Origin of the sequence: Sulfitobacter sp. PR48, assembly GCF_028807335.1 — a bacterium.
In the GTDB taxonomy this organism is placed as follows: Bacteria; Pseudomonadota; Alphaproteobacteria; order Rhodobacterales; family Rhodobacteraceae; genus Sulfitobacter.
In genome coordinates this window covers 241,592-261,455 of the sequence record NZ_JARAMM010000005.1, presented here as the reverse complement: position 1 = coordinate 261,455, position 19,864 = coordinate 241,592, and the positions used below count along the sequence as shown (strand labels likewise).

At 62.2% G+C, this 19,864-nt stretch carries 20 protein-coding genes; 13 read left to right on the top strand and 7 right to left on the bottom strand.

Translation table 11 applies throughout. The annotated features are described in order from the left end of the window. Nucleotides 1–45: 45 nt before the first annotated feature. The 8 genes from PVW51_RS09070 (at nucleotide 46) to PVW51_RS09035 (ending at nucleotide 9,352) form a co-directional block, all read left to right on the top strand. The gene (locus PVW51_RS09070) at nucleotides 46–1,617 is read left to right on the top strand and encodes an ABC transporter substrate-binding protein (protein WP_274574654.1); all 1,572 of its coding nucleotides are present in this window, start codon (nucleotides 46–48) and stop codon (nucleotides 1,615–1,617) included. A gap of 65 nt (nucleotides 1,618–1,682) precedes the next feature. After that, complete coding sequence (locus PVW51_RS09065) at nucleotides 1,683–2,654, top strand: ABC transporter permease (protein WP_269360462.1); 972 nt, start codon at nucleotides 1,683–1,685, stop codon at nucleotides 2,652–2,654. Continuing rightward, a complete protein-coding gene (locus PVW51_RS09060) occupies nucleotides 2,651–3,589 on the top strand; it encodes an ABC transporter permease (protein ID WP_274574653.1) in 939 nt (312 codons plus the stop codon). The genes PVW51_RS09065 and PVW51_RS09060 overlap by 4 nt, the downstream gene beginning before the upstream one ends. 12 nt (nucleotides 3,590–3,601) lie before the next feature. Beyond that, a complete protein-coding gene (locus PVW51_RS09055; protein ID WP_274574652.1) occupies nucleotides 3,602–4,798 on the top strand; it encodes an amidohydrolase family protein in 1,197 nt (398 codons plus the stop codon). Next, on the top strand, nucleotides 4,798–6,270 hold the full coding sequence (locus PVW51_RS09050; protein ID WP_274574651.1) for a chlorohydrolase family protein: 1,473 nt from the start codon (nucleotides 4,798–4,800) through the stop codon (nucleotides 6,268–6,270). The genes PVW51_RS09055 and PVW51_RS09050 overlap by 1 nt, the downstream gene beginning before the upstream one ends. Before the next feature lies 1 nt (nucleotide 6,271). Beyond that, nucleotides 6,272–7,285 (top strand): ABC transporter ATP-binding protein, encoded by a 1,014-nt coding sequence (locus PVW51_RS09045; protein WP_274574650.1) that lies wholly within the window; start codon nucleotides 6,272–6,274, stop codon nucleotides 7,283–7,285. Next, nucleotides 7,282–8,250 carry an ABC transporter ATP-binding protein gene (locus PVW51_RS09040; RefSeq protein WP_274574649.1) on the top strand — a complete coding sequence of 323 codons (969 nt, stop codon included), beginning with the start codon at nucleotides 7,282–7,284 and terminating at the stop codon, nucleotides 8,248–8,250. The genes PVW51_RS09045 and PVW51_RS09040 overlap by 4 nt, the downstream gene beginning before the upstream one ends. 163 nt (nucleotides 8,251–8,413) lie before the next feature. Then, nucleotides 8,414–9,352, top strand: coding sequence for a LysE family translocator (locus PVW51_RS09035; protein ID WP_274574648.1), 939 nt, complete (start codon nucleotides 8,414–8,416; stop codon nucleotides 9,350–9,352). A gap of 90 nt (nucleotides 9,353–9,442) precedes the next feature. On the opposite strand, the gene PVW51_RS09030 is transcribed toward PVW51_RS09035, so the two are convergent. From PVW51_RS09030 to PVW51_RS09015, 4 genes are read right to left on the bottom strand one after another with little or no spacing between them, the layout of a single operon-like run. Continuing rightward, nucleotides 9,443–10,939 carry a tripartite tricarboxylate transporter permease gene (locus tag PVW51_RS09030; RefSeq protein ID WP_274574647.1) on the bottom strand — a complete coding sequence of 499 codons (1,497 nt, stop codon included), beginning with the start codon at nucleotides 10,937–10,939 and terminating at the stop codon, nucleotides 9,443–9,445. Nucleotide 10,940: 1 nt separating this feature from the next. Beyond that, nucleotides 10,941–11,390, bottom strand: a complete 450-nt coding sequence (locus PVW51_RS09025; RefSeq protein ID WP_274574646.1) for a tripartite tricarboxylate transporter TctB family protein — start codon at nucleotides 11,388–11,390, stop codon at nucleotides 10,941–10,943. Nucleotides 11,391–11,393: 3 nt separating this feature from the next. Next, nucleotides 11,394–12,344 carry a tripartite tricarboxylate transporter substrate binding protein gene (locus tag PVW51_RS09020; RefSeq protein ID WP_274574644.1) on the bottom strand — a complete coding sequence of 317 codons (951 nt, stop codon included), beginning with the start codon at nucleotides 12,342–12,344 and terminating at the stop codon, nucleotides 11,394–11,396. A gap of 28 nt (nucleotides 12,345–12,372) precedes the next feature. Then, a complete protein-coding gene (locus PVW51_RS09015) occupies nucleotides 12,373–13,104 on the bottom strand; it encodes a GntR family transcriptional regulator (protein ID WP_274574642.1) in 732 nt (243 codons plus the stop codon). Nucleotides 13,105–13,188: 84 nt separating this feature from the next. Here PVW51_RS09015 and PVW51_RS09010 point away from each other — a divergent pair, with 84 nt between their 5' ends. Beyond that, nucleotides 13,189–13,962 carry an amidohydrolase family protein gene (locus tag PVW51_RS09010; protein WP_274574640.1) on the top strand — a complete coding sequence of 258 codons (774 nt, stop codon included), beginning with the start codon at nucleotides 13,189–13,191 and terminating at the stop codon, nucleotides 13,960–13,962. Nucleotides 13,963–14,122: 160 nt separating this feature from the next. Here the strand turns inward: PVW51_RS09010 and PVW51_RS09005 are convergent, their stop codons facing one another. After that, nucleotides 14,123–14,674 carry a 2OG-Fe(II) oxygenase gene (locus PVW51_RS09005; RefSeq protein WP_274574638.1) on the bottom strand — a complete coding sequence of 184 codons (552 nt, stop codon included), beginning with the start codon at nucleotides 14,672–14,674 and terminating at the stop codon, nucleotides 14,123–14,125. A gap of 222 nt (nucleotides 14,675–14,896) precedes the next feature. Further along, complete coding sequence (locus tag PVW51_RS09000) at nucleotides 14,897–15,496, bottom strand: short chain dehydrogenase (RefSeq protein WP_274574635.1); 600 nt, start codon at nucleotides 15,494–15,496, stop codon at nucleotides 14,897–14,899. Between the two features lie 549 nt (nucleotides 15,497–16,045). Between PVW51_RS09000 and PVW51_RS08990 the strand changes: the two genes are divergently transcribed. Genes PVW51_RS08990 through PVW51_RS08975 form a run of 4 tightly spaced genes read left to right on the top strand, consistent with a single transcriptional unit; the run spans nucleotide 16,046 to nucleotide 19,260 of the window. Next, nucleotides 16,046–17,533, top strand: a complete 1,488-nt coding sequence (locus tag PVW51_RS08990; RefSeq protein ID WP_274574633.1) for an FAD-binding oxidoreductase — start codon at nucleotides 16,046–16,048, stop codon at nucleotides 17,531–17,533. Beyond that, entirely contained in the window at nucleotides 17,530–17,934 is a 405-nt protein-coding gene (locus PVW51_RS08985; protein ID WP_274574632.1) for a hypothetical protein, read from the top strand. Before PVW51_RS08990 ends, PVW51_RS08985 begins: the two co-directional genes overlap by 4 nt. Further along, entirely contained in the window at nucleotides 17,931–18,983 is a 1,053-nt protein-coding gene (locus PVW51_RS08980) for a hypothetical protein (RefSeq protein WP_274574631.1), read from the top strand. The genes PVW51_RS08985 and PVW51_RS08980 overlap by 4 nt, the downstream gene beginning before the upstream one ends. Next, nucleotides 18,973–19,260 (top strand): hypothetical protein, encoded by a 288-nt coding sequence (locus PVW51_RS08975; protein WP_274574630.1) that lies wholly within the window; start codon nucleotides 18,973–18,975, stop codon nucleotides 19,258–19,260. The genes PVW51_RS08980 and PVW51_RS08975 overlap by 11 nt, the downstream gene beginning before the upstream one ends. 29 nt (nucleotides 19,261–19,289) lie before the next feature. Here the strand turns inward: PVW51_RS08975 and PVW51_RS08970 are convergent, their stop codons facing one another. Further along, nucleotides 19,290–19,853, bottom strand: a complete 564-nt coding sequence (locus tag PVW51_RS08970) for a sigma-70 family RNA polymerase sigma factor (protein WP_274574629.1) — start codon at nucleotides 19,851–19,853, stop codon at nucleotides 19,290–19,292. Between the last annotated feature and the right edge of the window lie 11 nt (nucleotides 19,854–19,864).

The following is a 19,864-nucleotide window of genomic DNA, read 5'->3' as shown; positions in this document are numbered from 1 at the left end:
TACAATTGATCAAGTGACCGTATGCAAAAAACTGGGAGAAACACGATGAAACGACTTCAAACCATCCGGCGCGCGGCCATCTGCGGGGCCGCCGCAGCCTTGCTGGCCGGTGCTGCCAGCGCCGAAACGATCCGCTGGGGCGCACCCCGCGATATCGTCTCGCTTGATCCGTATTCCTACGGCGACAGCTATACGATCAACTTCCTGAACCACATTTACGAAGGCCTGGTACGCTATAACCGGGATCTGGAGATCGAACCGGCACTGGCAACCGAATGGGAAATCGTTTCCCCCACCACTTGGCGCTTTACCCTGCGCCAGGGTGTCAAATTCCACGACGGTGCCGATTTCACCGCCGAAGATGTTCTGGCCTCGCTGGAGCGGGTGAGTGACGAGACATCGCCGCTCAAGGGGAACCTGCCGGCCTACAAGAGCGCCACGGTGGTCGATGACCACACCATCGACATCGAGTTGACCGGCGCCTATCCGCTGTTGCTGAACGACCTGACAAACATCCACATCTTTGACAAAGGCTGGCTGGTTGCCAACAACGCCGAAAAGCCCACCGATGTGAGCGCGGGCGTCGAAGGTTATGCCACTTTCAACACCAATGGCACCGGCCCGTTCCAGCTGGAATCCCGCACTCCGGAGGCCCAGACCGTGCTGACCGTCAACGGCGATTGGTGGGACGATCCCGCGCATAACCTGACACGGATCGAGTTCCAGCCGATCTCTTCCGCGGCGACCCGGGTTGCGGCGCTGTTGTCAGGCGAAGTCGATTTTGTCGACAGCGCCCCGGTGCAGGATCTGCCGCGCCTTGAGCAGGCGGACAATCTGACGGTGCTTGAGCGCACCGACCTGCGCACCGTGATGCTGGGCTTCAACCGGCGTGACGCGCTGGTGGCCGGCGGCACAAACCCGATGAACGATCTGCGGGTGCGCCAGGCGATGCAGATGGCCGTGGACATGGAGCTGATCCGTGACAAGGTCATGCGAGGCAAGTCACGCAATGCCGGTACGCTGGTTGCGCCTTCTATCCCCGGCTATTCCGAGGCGCTGGACGTTCCCGTCGCCTATGACCCCGAAAAGGCCAGGGCGCTGCTGGCCGAGGCGGGTTTTGCCGAGGGGTTCGAGTTCGACTTTGTCTGCACCAATGAAAGCTATGTGAACGAAGAGCAGTTCTGCCAGGCGATTGCTTCGATGTGGTCTCGTATCGGGCTCACGCCCAAGCTTGATATCGGGCCGACCGCCAAGCAGACGCCGAAACGCGCGAACGGCAAGGCAGATGTCTACACCATCGGCTGGGCAACTTTGCCGATGCTGGATACCTATTCGATCCTCGTTCAGATGCTGCATTCAAAGGACGGCAACTCGGGCGTGTTCAACTGGGGCGACTGGTCCTATCCCGAACTGGACAAGCTGACCCAATCCGCAGCGGTGGAACTGGACCGTGACACCCGGCTCCAGATGGAAACCGATGCGCTGAAGATCGCCAAGGACGAGATCATCATGATGCCGATGCACCAGCAGCCGATGGCCTGGGCGGTGTCAAAGGGCTTCAGCGATTTCCCGCAGTTCCCCGACAACAAACCACGGATGTGGTACGTCACCAAGTAATCTCCCTGACTGGGGCGGCGCATCGTCGTCGCCCCGTTTTTGCACCTGAACCGGAGACCATCACAATGCTGGCATTCATCATCAAACGCCTCGCCAATGCCGTCTTTGTCATGCTGTCCGTCACGTTTCTGGCCTTTGTCATTTTCACCGCCGTCGGTGATCCGGTCGACCAGATGCTGAACGAACAGGCGACGCAGGCGCAACGCGACGATCTGCGCGAAAGGCTTGGGCTGGATGACCCGTTCCTCGTGCAATATGCCAAGTTCGTCGGGCGTGCGGCGCAGGGCGATTTCGGCATCTCCTTTCGCAATCAGCAGGACGTTCTGGCCATGATCGGCGAACGCTTCCCGGCCACCTTTGAACTGGTGCTGGTGGCGACCTTGATTTCGCTGGTTGTCGGCGTGCCGATGGGCGTGATTACGGCGATCAGGCGACAGACCTGGTACGCCGAGGCGATGCAGTTCACCTCGATCATCGGCGTGTCGCTGCCCAGCTTTGTGGTGGGGATCGGGCTGATCCTGGTGTTTTCGGTCTGGCTGGGCTGGTTTCCGGCATTCGGCCGGGGCGAAACCGTTGATCTGGGCTGGTGGACCACCGGCCTGTTAACGCCGTCGGGGCGCATGTCCATCATCTTGCCCGCATTGTCGCTTTCACTGTTCCAGATCACCCTGGTGATGCGGCTTGTGCGCGCCGAGATGCTGGAAGTGTTGCGATCCGATTTCATCAAGTTCGCGCGGTCGCGCGGCATACCCGCCCGGTCGATCCACTTTCGCCACGCGCTGCGCAACTGCCTGATGCCGGTTGTCACGATGACAGCCATGCAGATCGGCGGGCTGATCGCCTTTGCGCTGGTAACCGAGACGGTCTTCCAGTGGCCGGGCATGGGCCTGCTGTTCATCCAGGCTGTCACTTTTGTCGATGTGCCGATCATGGCCGCGTACCTCTGCATCGTTGCCCTGATCTTTGTCGCGCTGAATGCCATCGTCGACATGACCTATGCCGTGATCGACCCGCGCCTGAAAGGAGCCGACGCATGACCGATCAGACCGATACCAAGGTGCCCTCGCGCGCCGAACGGTTCTTTGACAGCGATCTATGGTGGTCGTTCAAGTCGCATAAATCCGCCGTTGGTGCCGCCATCGTGCTGGTACTGGTAATCCTGACCGCGTTTCTGGCACCGCTGCTGTCCCCGCAGAACCCCTATGATCTGGCGGCACTTGAGCTGTGGAACGCCGAGCTGCCTCCGATCTGGATGGAGGGCGGGCAAATGCCGTATCTTTTGGGCACGGATGTGCAGGGGCGCGACATCCTGTCCGGCATTCTTTACGGCACGCGCATTTCCATCATCATCGGCATCGCCTCGGTGGCGGTATCGCTGGTGGTTGGCATCGGCCTGGGATTGATGGCGGGGTATTACGGCGGCTGGATTGACAATGTGCTGATGCGGATCGGCGACGTGTTGCTGTCAATTCCGATCGTGCTGGTGGCAATCCTTGTCAGTTCCGTGGCGCAGCAGTTCCTGTCACCGGCCTGGCGCGAGGCTGGCGTGGCTGCGGTTCTGGTGATGGCCATCGCGATGTATTCCTGGGTGCAATATGCCCGCGTGGTGCGGGCGCAGACCATGGTGGAGCGCCGCAAGGAATATGTCATGGCCTCGCGGCTGGTCGGCACACCCGCGCGACGGCTGATGCTGAAGCACATCCTGCCCAACACGCTGACACCGATATTCGTTGCGGCCACGCTGAACTTCGGCCTCGCCATCCTGATCGAGGCAACGCTGTCTTTCCTCGGCGTCGGCATGCCGCCGAACCAGCCGTCGCTGGGCACGCTGATCCGGGTTGGCAACCAGTACCTGTTCTCCGGCTCCTGGTGGATTGTGCTCTTCCCGTCGATCCAGCTTTGCATCCTTGTGGTTGCTGTCAACATGCTGGGCGACTGGCTGCGCGATGCGCTGAACCCGAAATTACGTTGAAGGAACAAGACAATGAGCGATCTGCTGATCAAAAACGTCCGTGTGCTGGACGGACAACCGACCGAAATCCTGATCCGGGACGGGCGCATCGCCGGGATCGGTGCCGATCTGGACGGTGCCGGAGCCGCAGTCGAGGACGCAGGCGGGCGCATTGCGCTGCCCGGCCTGACCGAGGCGCATACCCATCTCGACAAGTCGCTGCTTGGCTACCCCTGGTATCACAACGATGTCGGCGGCGGGAACCTGATGGCGATGATCGACAACGAGCGCCAGATGAAGCAGCGCCTTGACCTTGATCCGCATGTGCAGTCGATGCGCCACGCGCTCCAGACAGCGAGCTTTGGCGCGACATTGATCCGCAGCCATGTGGATGTTGACACGACCGGCGGTCTGCGGGCGCTGGAAGGGGTGATGGAGACCGCCGAAAAACTGGCAGATGTGGTGGAGATTCAGACTGTCGCCTTCCCGCAGTCAGGCCTGATGATTGCACCCGGCACCGCGGAACTGCTGGACGAGGCAATGAAGATGGGTGCCGACCTGATGGGCGGGCTTGACCCTTGCGGCGTCGATCACGACCCCAAGGGGCATCTGGATACGATCTTCGGGCTGGCGGAAAAGCACGGCAAGGGCATCGACATTCACCTGCATGAGCGTGGCGAGTTGGGTGCGTTTTCGATGGAACAGATCCTCGACCGGGCCGAGGCGCTGGGGATGAAGGGGATGCTGACCGTCAGCCATGCCTTCTGTCTCGGGATGGCGGACGCTGGGCGGGTCAATCCGCTGCTGGAACGCCTTGGGGCGCTGGAAGCGAGCATCATGACAACGGCGCCGGCGTCCAGCCCCGCACCTCTGGTCAGGCAGATGGCGGAATATGGCATTCGCTTTGGCGCGGGCAATGACGGGATTCAGGATACCTGGGGGCCTTATGGCAATGGCGACATGCTGGAACGGGCCAAGTTCGTTGGCTTGCGCAGCAACCTGCGCTCGGACGCCGAGATGTACATGGCGCTTGACGTCTGCGCGGGTGGCGGGGCCGAGGCGATGGGGATGGAACGGCGCGCGTTGAAAGTTGGCGCGCCGGGTGATCTGGTCATCGTCGAAGGGGTTGCGGTGGCCCATGCCATCGTCCGCCACGCGCCGCGCAAGCTGGTGGTGAAGGCGGGTAAGGTCACCGCCCGCGACGGTGCCACGCTGATGGCTGCGCCGTGATGCGGTTTGGCGACCTTCCCCTTGGCAAGCGGCCTGAAGGCCGGTGGAGCCTGACTGCCGATTGGGTGGTTGTGGACACCCCGGCGGGGCGGCGGCTGGTGCAGGGCGGCGAGGTCGTGATCGAGGGCGACCGGGTGCTGCATGCAGGCGGCCGGTTCGGGGGCGAGCTGCAGGCGCGGTTCGACATTGGGGCGGCGCTGATCGCTCCGGGCTTTGTCGATCTCGACGCATTGAGCGATCTGGACACGACGCTGCTGGCACATGACAACTGGCCCAGTGAGCGCAAGGGCCGTGTCTGGCCACTGTCCTACATGGATCGTGGCCCCTATGAAATGTACACACCCGACGCATTGGTTGCGCAGAAACGGTTTGCCTTCGGGCAATTGCTGCTGAACGGGATTACCTCTGCCGCGCCGGTTGCCTCGCTGTTCTATCGCGCATGGGGCGAAACGGTCGACGAATTCACCGCCGCCGCGGATGCGGCAGAGCAGATGGGCCTTCGGGTCTGGCTTGGCCCGGCCTACCGGTCGGGTGGCATGGCGGTGGATCAGCAGGGCCGGTTGAGCGCTGTCTTTGACGAGGCGCGCGGGTTGCAGGGGTTGCAGGACGCAATTGTCTTTGCCGAAGCGATGCAGGGCAGGGACCTGGTTTCGCCGATGCTGGCGCCGGACCGGGTTGAGACCTGCACCGAAGAACTGTTGAAACGTACCATGGCGGCGGCGGATGACCTGGATTGTCCGGTGCGCCTGCACATGGCGCAGGGGCAGATGGAATTGCAGACGGTGCGGGCGCTGCACGGCAGGACCGCGCCGGAATGGCTGGACGTGCTGGGCTGCCTGACGCCGCGGCTGCTGGCGCCGCATGCGACCGTCGCTACGGCTGAGGACCTCGACCGCTATTGCGACAATGGCGTGACGGTGGTGCATTGCCCGCTGGTGTCGGCCCGGCACGGTGGCGCGCTGCGGTCCTTTGCCAAATTGCGTCAGATGGGCATCAACGTGGCCATGGGCACCGATACCGCGCCGCCCGATATGGTGCTGAACATGGCCGTGGGCATGATGGCCTGCCGCCTGAACGACGGGCTGGAGTCTGTCAGCTCGGGCCAGATGTTCGATGCGGCGACCCTGGGTGGGGCGAAGGGCCTGAAGCGCGACGACATTGGCGTGCTGCGCGCCGGGGCCAAGGCGGATGTCGCGGTTTTCGACATGGCCGACAGCTATATGGCCCCGCGCATTGATCCGGTTCAGACCCTGATCCTAGGAGCGACGGGCCGGGTCACCCGCGCCACCATCGTGGATGGCCGCCTTTCCATGCGGGATGGCGACGTGGCCGGGATCGACATGAAGGCGGCGCGCCGGCAGGTGCAGGAACAATTCGACGGGCTGATCGCGAAATACCCCGAAAGGACCCTGGGCCATCCGCCTGTCGAAGAAATCTTTCCGCCCACCTTTCCCCTTTTGATCGGAGACTGAAATGATGGCGCAACCCATTGCGGCAAGCAAAGAGCCCGAGGCGGCAACCCCCGCGCTGGATGTGTCGGGGTTAAGTGTTGAATTCCCGTCCCGGCGCGGAACGCTTTTGGCCATCGACGATGTTTCCATGCAGATCGCACCGGGCGAGATCCTGGGTGTCGTGGGTGAATCCGGCGCGGGCAAATCCATCACCGGGTTGGCGGTTCTCGGGTTGCTGGAAAGTCCGGGCCGCATATCCGGCGGCGCGATTCACGTCGGTGGCAGGCGCGTGGATACCCTGTCGGAAAAGGAACTGACCAAGGTGCGCGGCCGCGAAATGGGGGCGATTTTTCAGGACCCGCTGACCGCGCTCAACCCGCTGTTCACGGTGGGCAAACAGCTGGTTGAAACCATCCGGCTGCACAGCGGCATGTCAAAGGAGGCGGCAAATGACCGCGCGCTGGCGCTTTTGCAAAGCGTCGGTATTCCGGCGCCCAGGGAACGCCTGCGCCAGTATCCGCATCAGTTTTCGGGCGGGATGCGCCAGAGGGTCGTGATTGCATTGGCGCTTGCGGCTGGCCCGCGTCTGATCATTGCGGACGAGCCGACAACCGCTCTCGACGTGTCCATCCAGGCGCAGATTACCGCGCTGCTGCGCAAATTATGCGACGAGACCGGCGTGGGGATCATGCTGGTGACACATGATATGGGCGTGATCGCCGAAACCGCCGACCGGGTCTGTGTGATGTATTCCGGTCGGGTGGTCGAAAGCGGCCCTGTAGCGGAGGTGATCCACAACCCGCAACACCCCTATACCAAGGGGCTGATGGCAGCGATCCCCAGCCTGCATGACCGGGTTGAGACTCTGGCACAGATCGATGGGTCGATGCCACGCCTGAACGCGCGCCCGACCGGCTGCGCCTTTCACCCGCGTTGCCCACATGCCGGTCCGAAATGCAGCGCCGCGCCGCCGCCGCTGGTCTCGGTAGGCGTGACGCGTTCTGCATGCTGGCTGCAACAGGGAGGCACACAATGACTGCATATGTTCCCGCGCTGACCGTCGATGGCGTCAGCAAGGTCTTTGACGTTTCCGCCCCCTGGCTGAACCGCGTGATCGAACGGCGCCCGAAACTGTTCGTCGAGGCGGTGTCGGAGGTTTCCTTCACGGTCGAGAAGGGCACCTGCTTCAGCATCGTCGGTGAATCGGGATGCGGTAAATCCACGGTCGCCCGACTGGTAACCGGGCTCTACAAGACCACGCGCGGTGACATTTCCTTTGGCACCGGGGCGACGGGACGTCCGATCCGGGTCCAGATGATCTTTCAGGACCCGCATTCCAGCGTGAACCCGCGCTGGCGCGTCGGCGATATCATCGCCGAACCAATTCGCGAGATGAAATTGCGGGACACCGAGAAGGAAACCATGGCGCGGGTCCGCGAGCTGCTGGAAACGGTGGGGCTGGGTGCCGATGATGCGCAGAAATTCCCGCATGAGTTTTCCGGCGGCCAGCGGCAGCGCATTTCCATCGCGCGCGCGCTTGCGTCGGAACCGGAATTGCTGGTCTGCGACGAACCCACTTCGGCGCTGGACGTGTCGGTGCAGGCGCAAATTCTGAACCTGATGCGACGGCTGCAGGATGAACTGGGGCTGACCTATCTTTTCATCAGTCACGACCTGAGCGTGGTACGCCACATGTCCGACCATATTGCGGTCATGTATCTTGGCCGCATTGTCGAACAGGCACCGGTCGAGCAGCTTTTCACAGCACCGCAGCACCCCTATTCAAAGCTGCTGCTTGCGACGATCCCTGACATCCAGAACCCCAAGCGTCGGGTGGAGGCGCAGGCAGGCGAACCGCCCAGCCCGTTGAATCCGCCAAGTGGATGCGCATTTCATCCACGCTGCCCCATCGCGATGGAAAAGTGCGGCAAGGTGATGCCCGAATTGCTGCATGCCGCGGGACATGCAAAAGTCTCCTGTCACGCGGTGGCGGAGGTCTGAGGATCAGCGGCGCTGAACCCTTCGCGCTCTTTCGGTTGCTGTTCTCTGCCTGGTTATTCCATCCCACCTGTGCCCCATGATCGTGCCTGGGTGCCACTTCGCCCCTGGCGGCACCCTTGCCCGGACTGGCCGGAAAGCGTCAGATCTCAAGAATGATCGGGCAATGGTCGGATACTTCCGGCTCATGGATCACGTCAGCCGCGCGATTGATGAGCAGGTAGTCGGCAAATCTGCCGGGTTTGTTGTATTGCGAATTTCGCGTCCCTTCGAACGCCCGGCTGGTTACAAGTTCGGTCAGCCCGGCGTGTCGCAGCAAGGCCAGCGGTGTCTTGCCTGTCGCTGCAATCCGCAATCCACCAGTACCGGCATTGTCGATCACGACCTGCCGCTGTTGACACCGGGATCGGCTGCTGACTTTTTGCAAGGGGGTGCAGTTTTGATTGTCTGGACCACCGCGGAGGATGATATGACCGAAACCACAATTCTTGCATTTGCGCTTGTAGCCTTCATTGGTATTGCAACACCCGGGCCGACTGTTTTGCTTGCTTTGACGAACGGTTCGAAGTTCGGAACACGGCGCGCATCTGTCGGCATGATCGGTGCGGTACTCTCCGATTTTGTCCTGATCGGTGCCGTTGCCCTTGGGCTGGGCGCGCTGCTGGCCGCATCGGAATTCTGGTTCAGTGTCGTCAAATGGATCGGCGTCGGCTATCTCGCCTTTCTTGGCGTCGTGCTCCTGCGTTCCAAGGGAACCCTTGATGAATCGCTTCGATCCGCGAGCGGTGGCGGTTCGGGATCGGCGCGGTCTATTTTCCTGAAAAGCTTCCTCGTGGCGGTGACAAATCCAAAGGGCTACCTGTTCTTTTCAGCTTTCCTGCCGCAGTTCATCGACCCAGCGGCACCGCAGATTCAGCAATATGCACTGCTCGCCCTGGTCTTTGCGAGCGTGGATTTCATGGTCATGTTCGGCTACGCCCTGCTCGGCTCGCGGGCGGTCAGGATGCTTCGGAAATCCGGCGCGCTCTGGCTTGACCGGATTTGCGGCAGCGCGCTGTTGATGCTCGCCGGCTCCTTGGCGTTCTATCGACGCGCGAGTGCCTGAGCATTTGCGCAGGTATTCCCCACGCGACAACACCGGTTCCGGTATCACTCAGTTCAGGATCAGCGACCGCAGAAGGCGGCGTTGGCGGACTTAAGCCTTCGTTGTGTTCCGCCGGCGGCGCATGGCCCTGAAGATGGGCCAGACGATCACGAGCAGGGTCGCGATGGCAAATGCCGCGGAGATCGGGCGGGTCAGAAGTTCGGTCGCGTCGCCCCGGCTTATCAGCAGGGCGCGGCGGACGCTCTGTTCGGCCATGGGGCCGAGGATCATGCCGAGGATGATTGGCGCCAGCGGCACGTTCACTTTCTCCAGGATGTATCCCGCGAGACCGGCGACGAGCATCACCCAGAGATCGACCGGGCGGCCATTGATGACGTAGACGCCCACGCACATCAGGATCAGGATCGAGGGCACAAGGAGCACGCCGGGCAGGCGCTGGAACTGCGCAAAGACGCGGGTCGCGACGGCGCCGCCGAGGGCGAAGATCAGGACCGAGGTCAGCAGCATTTCCATCATGAAGCCGCCAACGAGAACGGGGTTCTGGTGGAAGAGTTGCGGGCCGGGTTGCAACCCGTGGATGGTCAGCGCGCTCAGCACCAGCGCCGCGACGACGTTGCCGGGGATGCCGAGCGACAGCGCGGGGATCATCGAGGCGGCGTTGTCGGCGTTGTTGCCGCATTCCGCTGCCGCCACGCCCTGCGGGTTGCCCTTGCCAAAGCTCGACGGGTCATCGGAAGCGTTCTTGGCCGCGTTGTAGCTGAGGAATGCCGCGATATTGCCGCCCGCGCCCGGCAGAATGCCGACGCCGATGCCGATGCCGGAGGCGCGCAGCCATGTCGGGATCAGCCCGCGTATCTCGCCGGGTTTGAAAGGCACGTTGGTCAGCCTGAGCTGAGCGGCAGAGAGCCCCTTGAGATCGGCCTTTTCGGCGAGTTGCAGCACCGGCGGCAGCGCGTAGAGCCCCACCAGCACCACGATGAGGTCGAGCCCGCCCAGAAGCCAGGTCTGGCCAAAGGTAAAGCGCGCCTGACCAGAAAGGTTATCGATGCCCATGGTGCCGATCAGGAGCCCCAGCACCGCGGCCATGATGCCCTTGACCGGATCGGAACCGACCATGACGCCGACCGAGGCCATGCCGAAGATCGCGATCCAGAAATACTCGGCCGGGCCGAAGAACAGCGTCACCCGCGCCAGGAGCGGCCCCATTGTCATCAGCGCAATGGCGCTGGCGATGCCGCCGATTGCGGAGGACCAGCAGGCGATTTTCAGCGCCTTGGCGGCCTCTCCCTTGTCGGCCATCGGGAAGCCGTCGAAGGTCGTGGCGATGGAGGCGGGCGTGCCGGGAATGCGCAAGAGGATCGCCGGGATCGCGCCGCCGTACATCGACCCGTTGTAGATGCCCGCCACCATGGCCAGCGCCACAAGCGGATCCATCGAATAGGTCAGCGGCAGCAGAAGCGCGATGGCCATCACGGGGTTCAACCCCGGCAATGCGCCGATGAGAACGCCGAGCAATGTGGCGCCGATCATCGCCGTCAACGGCCCGAAGGACAGGACATGAGTCAGGGCGTTGGTGTAGAATTCCATGTCAGGCTCCGGACCCGAAGAGCGACAGGAGAGCTTCGCGCGGCAGCGGTTTTTCCAGCAGCACCGAGAAGACGAGGTAGATCAGCGCCATGAAGACCAGCGCCACGATCAGCGCATAGACCGCCTGGCGGAACCCAAGCGCTGCCGGCAGCGCCAGCATCAGCAGGAAGGAGGCGGTGTAAAAGCCCAGTGGCACCACCAGCGCCACATAGATCGTCGCGATCACCGCTGCGATGATCATCTGCGCGGGCGCGTCAACCAGTGCCCGCACTTCGTTTCGGGTGGCGCGGACGGCCCTGACCGTCACCGCCCCGCCAAGAAGCGCCAGGAGCAGGCCCAGCACCATCGGGTAATTCCCGCTGGCCCCGGTGTAGCCGGTCGCCATCCAGGCCGCCGCTATGCCGAAAGCGGCAAAGAGCAGCCCGAGTGCGATATCCTGACGCTTCTCCATTTCTCAGAGCCCGAGGTTCTTGGAAACTTCGGCGAGCGCGTCGTATTCGGCCTGCAGCCGCGCGCCGAGGTCGTCACCCCTGACCACATTGGGCACTTCGCCCTTGGTGGCGAGGAATTCGACATAGGACGGATCGTTGACCGCCTCTTCGATGGTATCGGCCAGCTTGTCGACAATCGCCTGATCGAGACCCTTCGGCCCGAGAATGGCCCGCCACAGGAGCGTTTCCTTGTCAGCCAGCCCCAGCGCGTCCAGACCAGAGGCGCCCGGCAGTGCCGGCACGTCAGCGGCGGAGGTCACCAGCGGGCACTTGGCCTCGCCGTTCTCGACATAGGGCAGCACGGTCGAGATCGAACCGCCGTAGATGTCCACGTGGCCGCCGAGGAAGTTCTGCAGCGTCTCGCCCGCGCCGCCGAAGGGGATGGCGATGGCGTTGATGCCCTTGGCCTGGAAGATGCGCTCGGCGGCAAGCTGCATCGTGCCGCCGATGCCGTCATTGCCGTAGGTGTACTTGCCCGGGTTGGCCTCCAGTTCGGCCAGGAATTCCGCGCCGGTGGTGGCCGGGAAATCGGCCTTCACGCAGAGCGTGTAGGCGGTTTCCGAAGTCGAGGCGATGGGGGTGAAACTGTCGAGCGCATAGGCCACGTTCTGCACCTGTGGCACGGTGGTCAGCGGGCTGTTCCAGGTGGCGAACAGCGAATAGCCGTCCGGCTTGGCCTGCATGAACTGGGACGCGCCGACCGAGCCGCCGCCGCCGCCCACGTTGAGGATGGCGATGGAGGTGCCGAGTTTTTCCTCAAGCAGGATTGCCAGCTTGCGGGCGCTGGTGTCGGTGCCGCCACCGGCACCGGCCGGAATGGTCAGTTCGATGGCGCGTTCGGGGTATTCCGCCAGCGCCGGGGCGGCCAGCGCCGCGGCTGCGGTCAGGCCGAGCAGGATTGTCTTGATCTTCATGGTCTCTCTCCCAATAAAACTGAAGTCGTCAGTTGATTTCGCTGCGATAGCGGAAGCCCTCGGCGCTGCCGCTGGCGATGCGCCATTCGATGGGCTTGTCCTTGACATCGAAGGCAGTGCGCCGGATCACCGCCAGCGGATCGCCGGACTTGATGCGCAATTGCTGCGCCACGGTGTCGGTGGCGCGCCCGAAGGACACCTCGTCGGTTGCGCGTCTCACCAGCACGCCGAAATGTTCGAAATAGACAGGATACAGTAGCGGGCCGAAGTCGGTGTCGCGCAGTTCCTCGAACCCGGCGAAGCGTGCCTGCGGAATGTAGATTTCCTCGAACAGCACCGGCACTTCCGACAGGCTGCGCAGACGCACGATTTTGATCACATCCTTGCTGCCAAGTGCTTCGGCCGCCTCGGCGGGGGCCTCGGCCCTGCTGCGCAGGATCATCTGGCTTTGCGGGATGGATGGCGGCGCGCCGTCGCTGTCGCGCATCGGAAAGAAGCGGAACAGGCTGGCATTGAAGGACGGCGCGCGCATGAATGTTCCCGAGCCTTGCCGCCGTTCCAGCAGGCCTTCGCTGACCAGCCCGTCGACCGCCTTGCGCACCGTGCCCACGGAGACGTCGAATTCCGCCGCCAGCCGCGCCTCGGAGGGGATCGGTGTATCCGGCGTCCAGTCGCCGGCAGCAATGCGCGCCGCCAGCGTGTCGCGCAGCCGGGCATAGGCCGGCAGCCTTGCGTCAGTCGTGGCGAATCCGTTGTTCATTGTCATCCTCCCTCGGGAGCTTCTAAACGATATTGACCCATTCAGTCAACTGGTCATATATATGAATTATTCCGGGAGGGCCTCATGATCCAGTTCGACTGCCACGCGCATGTCTATGAAACCGTCACCGCCATCGACGGCGCGCGCTATGTTCCCGCCCATCCGGCGCCCCTGGATGACTGGCTGGCACATCAGGAGGCGCATGGGCTGCGCGGTGGCGTGATCGTGCAGGTCAGTTTCCTCGGCGCCGACAATTCCGAGATGTGTGCCGCGCTCGCCAAGCTGGACCGCGCGCGTTTCGCCGGTGTCGGTGTCGTGCCGCTGGAGGTTTGCGATGCGGAACTGGATCGCCTGGTGCAGGCCGGCATGCGCGGTGTCCGCTGGAACCTCGTGCGCGGCGCGGCCATGTCGGACCTCGGCGCCGCACCGACCCGGCGTTTCCTGACCCGGCTGAGAGACCGCGACCTGCACCTTGAGATCCATCTCGAAGGTCCGCGCCTTGCCCCGGTCCTTCCTGCGCTTGCCGATCAGGGCGTGAACCTGGTCATTGACCATTTCGGCCTGCCTTCCGACCCGGATCCCCGCAGCGATCCCATGATCCGGGCAGTTGCCGATCTGCACGACAGAAGCGCCCTCTACTTCAAGTTCGCCGCCCACTACCGCACGTCTTTCGACGTCACCCCCCATGCCGGCGAACTGTTATCCCTGCTGCCCGACAATCACGTCGTATGGGGCAGCGACTGGCCCCACACCCAGCACGAGCACCGCACCGGCTATGCCGACGTCTGTTCCCGCGCCGCTGAATGGCGTGACCTGTCGGACGGAACCGCAGCACGAAGGTTGTACGACATTGGCTGAAAGCAGCTTCGGTTCTGCAGTTCTGCCGGCCCCAGCGATCATCAATGCAGGCTGAACTGAAATGCGGCCGCCATTCTCAGCCGCTTTCGCGAAAGCCCGATCTCCCGTCGTGGATCAACGTCGCGGCGCAAGCCGCAAAATCATCTGGGGTTGGCCCATTTCACCGGAACGCGGGCCCGTGCGCCCAGACGGTCAGCGAATGGCGCACGCCGCTGCGTACTGGTGTCACCTGATGCAACATAAAGCTGGGAAACACGGTCACGGAGCCTTGCGCCCGGCTGGCTTCCAGCACCTGCGCACCCGGCATCACCTCCAACGTGCCGCCCTCATAGTCGCCCGATGGCGACAGTTGCAGCACCAGCGTCAGCTTGCGCTTGGCCGAGATCGGTCCGCCGCCAATGTCCGAATGCCACACGAAATGCCCCCCGGCGGTGGCGCGGTAGATCGCCACCTGCGGGCTTTCCTCAAATGCGGTCAGATCGAAACCAAAGTGATCGCGGTTCGCCACCCGCACCAGATCAATCAGCCGGTCCATCACCCAGCCCAGCCCGTCCACCTTGTCGGTCCACACCAGATCGGCATTGCGCATGTTGTGGTCGCGGTTGCGACCCACAAGCAGCGCCGGATCGGCGGGTGCCTGGGATATGGCGGTTACGATCGCGTCGCATTCTCCGACGTTGAAGGCTTCGGGTATCGCATGCATGGAGAGCATTATCTGGGTCTTTCAGACTAGGAGACTCCGGCCCCAAGCCACCTGTACGGGGGCAGAGGACCGGCCGCGCAATATAGCACCGCGCCGGGTCCTTGTCCGAAAATTCAATCGCCCCGTCGGTGCGCGGCAGGCGGAGACCTGCGCATTCCGTCCCGGGAGGGCGATACCCGATGTGTGCACAGGCAGCGGCTGGGCCAATGTCCGGTTCTTCCTTGGTCGGCGCTACTCCACGATCACCACCTGTCCAGTCCGAGCCCCCTCGACACATTTAGAATAAGCCAAACCGACGTCATGAGATGACACCGGCTTGTGACCACGGAACCATGCGCCGTAACGCGGTGCGGATACCTCCAGCATTCCGGGGCTGACGACATTTATCCTCAAACCGCGCGGCATTTCTATTGCGGCACCGGTGACGAACCCCGCCAATGCCCCGTTCGCGGTTGCCGCGTTTGTTCCCATTCGGATCGGGTCGCGATCCAGAACACCGCTTGTCAGGGTGAACGAACCTGCATCTGATATGACCCCCAGTCCGGCAAGGACGAGGTTGACCTGCCCCATGACTTTTTGCCGGAGACCAACCATGAAGGTCTCTTGATCCATTTCCGCCAAAGGCGTGAAGGCCGCGTCGCCCGCACATGACACAACGGCATCAAACGCACCGACCGCCTCATACAGTGCCTTCACCGCATTCAGGTCGCCTATATCGACTTGAAAGTCGCCGGTCGTGCGGCCAACGGTGATGATTTCATGCCTCTGGCCAAGTTCGTTACAGGCTGCCTGTCCGATATCGCCAGCTGCACCAACCACAATTATTCTCATGCTTTATCCTTCTCTATCTCGTCGTACATCTGGAGTTTCCGGTTGAGGATCACCCGGCAAGGCTCCAGTTCCGCCTGTCGCCCATAGGCATTCCGGCCGCGGCGGCCCATACCGATAGCATCGCCAAGGCGCGTGCCTTTGTCGATGGCAACAAGCGCGGGGCTTGCGTGGCAACGTTTACCTTCCTGCGATTGAACGGTGTTCCCCTCAGGCCGGATCCCGGCATCGGTGTCCGGATGATGGAAGAGCTGGCGTCCTGCCAGGTGAGCGAAGATGCTATTGCCGCCTGGTTGCGCGGTCTTGCCGCGAGGGCCGACACGGGGTGATACAGGCGCGCCCACCGAAAAATGAGGTGACGCATCACGGGGTGCCCTGCGTAGCTGACCGGTACTGGACGATCTGACGCAAACTGCCGCGCATGCGAAGCCGAATACCGCTCTTGAAACCCGAAACTGGTGGAATTCCTTACCTTTGATATCCTTGTAACGGCCATGGGGTCGGCTGTATCAAATGACCAATCGGACCAGGTCATTGATGAGGGGCCCAGCCATGAAAAAATTCACCCGGCGCGCGGCCCTGTTGGGCGCAGGCGGTGCTGCAGGCTGGACCCTGTCGCGGGCGTTTGGACCAAATCTGCCGGTTTATGAGGGCACCCGGCGCATAGCCTCCGGGGCAGGTGAAACCACCTTGAACGATGCAAGCGGCCTGTCGCCAACGCCGATCCACAAACACATGGTCGTGAAACAGGATCCCGATGACGCCCTGATTGCCCTTGTTCGACAAGAACTTGCCGCAGCGCGTAAAGACGGGCGGCCCCTGAACGTGGGGGCGGCGCGCCATTCCATGGGGGGTCAGGCCATTCCCCGCAACGGCACGGCCATCACCTTTGACAATGGATCGGTGGAACTGGACAGCGCCAGCCGCAGCTATCGTGCCCATGCCGGGGCACGTTGGTCTCAGGTGATTAACGCGCTTGATCCTGCCGGGTTTTCCCCTGCGGTGATGCAATCGAACCATGATTTCGGTGTCGCCGCGACGTTTTCGGTCAATGCCCATGGGTGGCCGGTGCCCTTTGGGCCAATGGGGTCAACCGTGCGGTCCTTGCGGATGGTCATGCCAGATGGTGAACTGGTGACCTGTTCGCGGTCGGAAAACACGGATCTCTTCAACCTCGCGATGGGCGGCTACGGGCTGATCGGCGTCATTGTTGATCTTGAGGTCGACATGGTGCCCAACAGCCGGCTTGCCCCGCAGTTTGACGTGATTGACGCCCCGGCATTTGCCGATGCTTTTGACGCGGTGATCAGGGATCCGGATGTGACAATGGCCTATGGCCGCCTCAACGTCGAACGCGAAAGCTTTTTCACCAAGGCCTTGCTGGTCAGCTACCGCGAAACACCGGATCAGGCCGCGCTGCCGCCGGCCTCAGGCTCGGGCTGGATGGCGCATGCCGCCAGCCGGATCTATCGCGCACAATTGGGCAATGAGAGGATGAAGGCGTTCAGATGGTGGAATGAAACCGCCGTTGGCCCGGCGCTTGGCGGGGGGGAGGTCACGCGCAATACCCTGATCAACGAACCGGTGATGACGCTTGATGACCGCAACCCGGACCGGACTGATATCCTGCACGAGTATTTCGTTGGTTTCGACCGGTTCGGCGAATTCCTGACGGCCTGCCGCGATGTGATCCCGGCGAGTTATCAGGAATTTCTGAATGTCACGCTGCGTTACGTGGCGCAGGACGATCAAAGCATGTTGTCCTATGCGAAGGTGCCGCGCATTGCGGCGGTGATGTCCTTCAGCCAGGAAATGACCATCCGCGGCGAGGCCGACATGGCGCGCATGACCCGCGACCTGATCGACAGGATCGCCGCCATCGACGGGGCCTATTACCTGCCGTATCGTCCGCATGCGACCGTCGCACAGCTGTCGCAAACCTATGAAAATGCGGTCCGGTTTTCCCGGGCAAAACGCGATCTGGACCCGGACCTGGTCCTGCGCAACAATCTCTGGGACAGCTATTTGGGGCAATTATGAGCAACTTGCAGAAACTTTCGCTGGGATATTTCGCAGCGCTGATGATCGCGGCCTCGCTGAACTACATACCCGGGCTGACCGATGAAAACGGGCTGGCATTCGGTATTTTCGCACTGGATATCTACGATGACGCCCTTCATGTCGCCTCGGCGTTATGGGCGCTTGTGGCCGGGCTTCTCTCTTACCGGGCGGCCCGGACCTTTCTGATCCTGTTTGGACTGGCATATCTGGGCGATGGTATTTTCGGGTTCTTCACGGGCTACGGATTCCTTGATCTGGGGATTTTCACCAACCCCTCTGCCGGGCTTGATTTTTCGTTGCTGCGCGTTCTGGCCAACCTGCCGCATCTGGGGCTCGGTGGTCTGGCGGTCTGGGCGGGGTTCAGGTCCGCCCCGGCATGAAGCGGTTGTGGACATGGGTGAAACGGGTCGGGGTCGTCCTGCTTTTGCTTGTCGCTGGCCTTCTTGCACCTGTGGCATGGGTCGAAACCATGTGCAGGGGGGACAAGGTGCAAACGCCTTACGCGGCCTTGCTGCCACCCGCAGAGCATCGGGTGGAATCCCGCACTCTGCTGACCTATCCGGAATGGCACATCGTTCACGCCTATGACGATTATGCCGAGGTCATCCGAACGGGGAACCCGCATGAATTTGGTTTTTTCAAAAGCATTGCCGGATTCTGGTCGTCCCTTTGTGTCCTGAATGAAACCGCTTCCGGTGTTGGCGACGTCGATTCCGCCACCAAACAGATGGTCTATGTCATCGGGGTCAGCTTCACCGCCGAACTGATGGTGAAGGCGGCCTACGAAGAAACCATCGGCCGCCTGTTCGCCTGGCAACGGGGTGCGGGCCGCGCGCCGTTGGATGATCTCTCTGCGGTTCAGGCCGCTGACTATGCAGCGTTCCTGCAGCAGGTGCCGTGGTATCGGTGGCATTTTCGCGAAGACGCAGAGGCCCTGCGCCAGGCAGCCACCGGCAATTTGCGGGATCGCGAGCGGCGCCTTGCGCTCGGGCTCGAATATGGTGCCAAAGCAGCATATGCCGATCTGATCGCCCGGGCGGTTGCCGCAACCGGATTTGACGAACTTCGCCTGCGCATGGTTGTTTCCGGCAAACCCGCCGAAGACCTGGCTGCCTATGACGGGATAACAATTGGCGAGACGATCCCGGAAGGTATCGTCATTGAAACACCACGTTATCGTATCCTGACACATCTGCTTCAGTCCATGGCGCTGGACGGCTGGCAATTCCGCGAGATTGCCGGCAATGACGACATTCTCTTTACCGCCCTCTCGGATCAGCCAGGTCATCAGGATGCAATTGTCAGCCTCCCAAGGCAGGGATACGGCGACTTTCGCCATCTGGTGCTGGTGAAAGTGACTGAACTTGCGGACCAGATCCGGAACCTTGCGGCATCCGGTGCCCGGCTGGAGCATGTCCATGACTATTAGAGGCATCCTTTGTACGGTGCCGCTGGTGTTCACGGGCTGGATTCTGACGCTGATCACGGTCAGCCTTCTGACCGATGAGGCGCCCGCCCAGGTGGTCCTGTTTCCCTCTGCCAGCTTCATGCAATCCCTGTCAGATGATATCGCCATCCTGGGAAGCAATGGCTGGAGCGTCACCCTCGCCGCGCCGCGCAGCGGTTTTGCGGCATCGCTGTATCGTACCGGCGCCCACATCGTCCTGCCCGCAGGCTTGCCCGGATGTCTGCCTTTGCCACGATAATACGTTGCTGCGGTTACGGGGTCCGCCTTTCACAGGGTCTCGGCCAGCGCCGCCTCAAGCTGGGTCTGCGCGCTTTGGATCAGCGCATGGACACGGGAGGCGGACAGGTTCATTTCCCGGGCGATCTCTGTCTGTTGCTTTGCTTTGAGACGCGCCTCCACAAAAGCGTAGCGCCGTTTCGGGCATAATGCGCCGAGTGCGCGCATCAGATGCACAAGGTCCTCTTGCGCAGAAAGTTTCTGTTCCACTGGGGTTGCCGGGCAGACAAGCGTCTCGGCAAAAGCATCGCAGGGAATTTCCCGTTTCTGCTTTCGATAATGATCGAGCGCGAGATTGCGCACCATGCGCCGCAAATAGCTGCAGGGACTGTCCGGGGTCCGCTGCAAGGCCTGACTGGACAGGCAGCGCAGGACCGCGTCTTGCAGCACGTCTTCGGCACGATCGGGAGAGCCCAGGATGCGCATGGCTTCACACATGAGCATGTCGCGATCATGTACCAAATGGTACAGCAACTGCCGGCGGACGGCTGCGTTTTCCGGTGATACGACAGGCGTCGCGCTCGACAATGGATCGACGGGCAGACTCTCAGACATTGTGGCCTCAT

What these genes read in the sequence shown, in the direction of transcription:
- PVW51_RS09070 (WP_274574654.1), top strand. Translation starts at nt 46, where the DNA reads ATGAAACGACTTCAAACCATCCGGCGCGCGGCCATCTGCGGGGCCGCC.
- PVW51_RS09065 (WP_269360462.1), top strand. Translation starts at nt 1,683, where the DNA reads ATGCTGGCATTCATCATCAAACGCCTCGCCAATGCCGTCTTTGTCATG.
- PVW51_RS09060 (WP_274574653.1), top strand. Translation starts at nt 2,651, where the DNA reads ATGACCGATCAGACCGATACCAAGGTGCCCTCGCGCGCCGAACGGTTC.
- PVW51_RS09055 (WP_274574652.1), top strand. Translation starts at nt 3,602, where the DNA reads ATGAGCGATCTGCTGATCAAAAACGTCCGTGTGCTGGACGGACAACCG.
- PVW51_RS09050 (WP_274574651.1), top strand. Translation starts at nt 4,798, where the DNA reads ATGCGGTTTGGCGACCTTCCCCTTGGCAAGCGGCCTGAAGGCCGGTGG.
- PVW51_RS09045 (WP_274574650.1), top strand. Translation starts at nt 6,272, where the DNA reads ATGATGGCGCAACCCATTGCGGCAAGCAAAGAGCCCGAGGCGGCAACC.
- PVW51_RS09040 (WP_274574649.1), top strand. Translation starts at nt 7,282, where the DNA reads ATGACTGCATATGTTCCCGCGCTGACCGTCGATGGCGTCAGCAAGGTC.
- PVW51_RS09035 (WP_274574648.1), top strand. Translation starts at nt 8,414, where the DNA reads ATGGTCGGATACTTCCGGCTCATGGATCACGTCAGCCGCGCGATTGAT.
- PVW51_RS09030 (WP_274574647.1), bottom strand. Translation starts at nt 10,939, where the DNA reads ATGGAATTCTACACCAACGCCCTGACTCATGTCCTGTCCTTCGGGCCG.
- PVW51_RS09025 (WP_274574646.1), bottom strand. Translation starts at nt 11,390, where the DNA reads ATGGAGAAGCGTCAGGATATCGCACTCGGGCTGCTCTTTGCCGCTTTC.
- PVW51_RS09020 (WP_274574644.1), bottom strand. Translation starts at nt 12,344, where the DNA reads ATGAAGATCAAGACAATCCTGCTCGGCCTGACCGCAGCCGCGGCGCTG.
- PVW51_RS09015 (WP_274574642.1), bottom strand. Translation starts at nt 13,104, where the DNA reads ATGAACAACGGATTCGCCACGACTGACGCAAGGCTGCCGGCCTATGCC.
- PVW51_RS09010 (WP_274574640.1), top strand. Translation starts at nt 13,189, where the DNA reads ATGATCCAGTTCGACTGCCACGCGCATGTCTATGAAACCGTCACCGCC.
- PVW51_RS09005 (WP_274574638.1), bottom strand. Translation starts at nt 14,674, where the DNA reads ATGCTCTCCATGCATGCGATACCCGAAGCCTTCAACGTCGGAGAATGC.
- PVW51_RS09000 (WP_274574635.1), bottom strand. Translation starts at nt 15,496, where the DNA reads ATGAGAATAATTGTGGTTGGTGCAGCTGGCGATATCGGACAGGCAGCC.
- PVW51_RS08990 (WP_274574633.1), top strand. Translation starts at nt 16,046, where the DNA reads ATGAAAAAATTCACCCGGCGCGCGGCCCTGTTGGGCGCAGGCGGTGCT.
- PVW51_RS08985 (WP_274574632.1), top strand. Translation starts at nt 17,530, where the DNA reads ATGAGCAACTTGCAGAAACTTTCGCTGGGATATTTCGCAGCGCTGATG.
- PVW51_RS08980 (WP_274574631.1), top strand. Translation starts at nt 17,931, where the DNA reads ATGAAGCGGTTGTGGACATGGGTGAAACGGGTCGGGGTCGTCCTGCTT.
- PVW51_RS08975 (WP_274574630.1), top strand. Translation starts at nt 18,973, where the DNA reads ATGACTATTAGAGGCATCCTTTGTACGGTGCCGCTGGTGTTCACGGGC.
- PVW51_RS08970 (WP_274574629.1), bottom strand. Translation starts at nt 19,853, where the DNA reads ATGTCTGAGAGTCTGCCCGTCGATCCATTGTCGAGCGCGACGCCTGTC.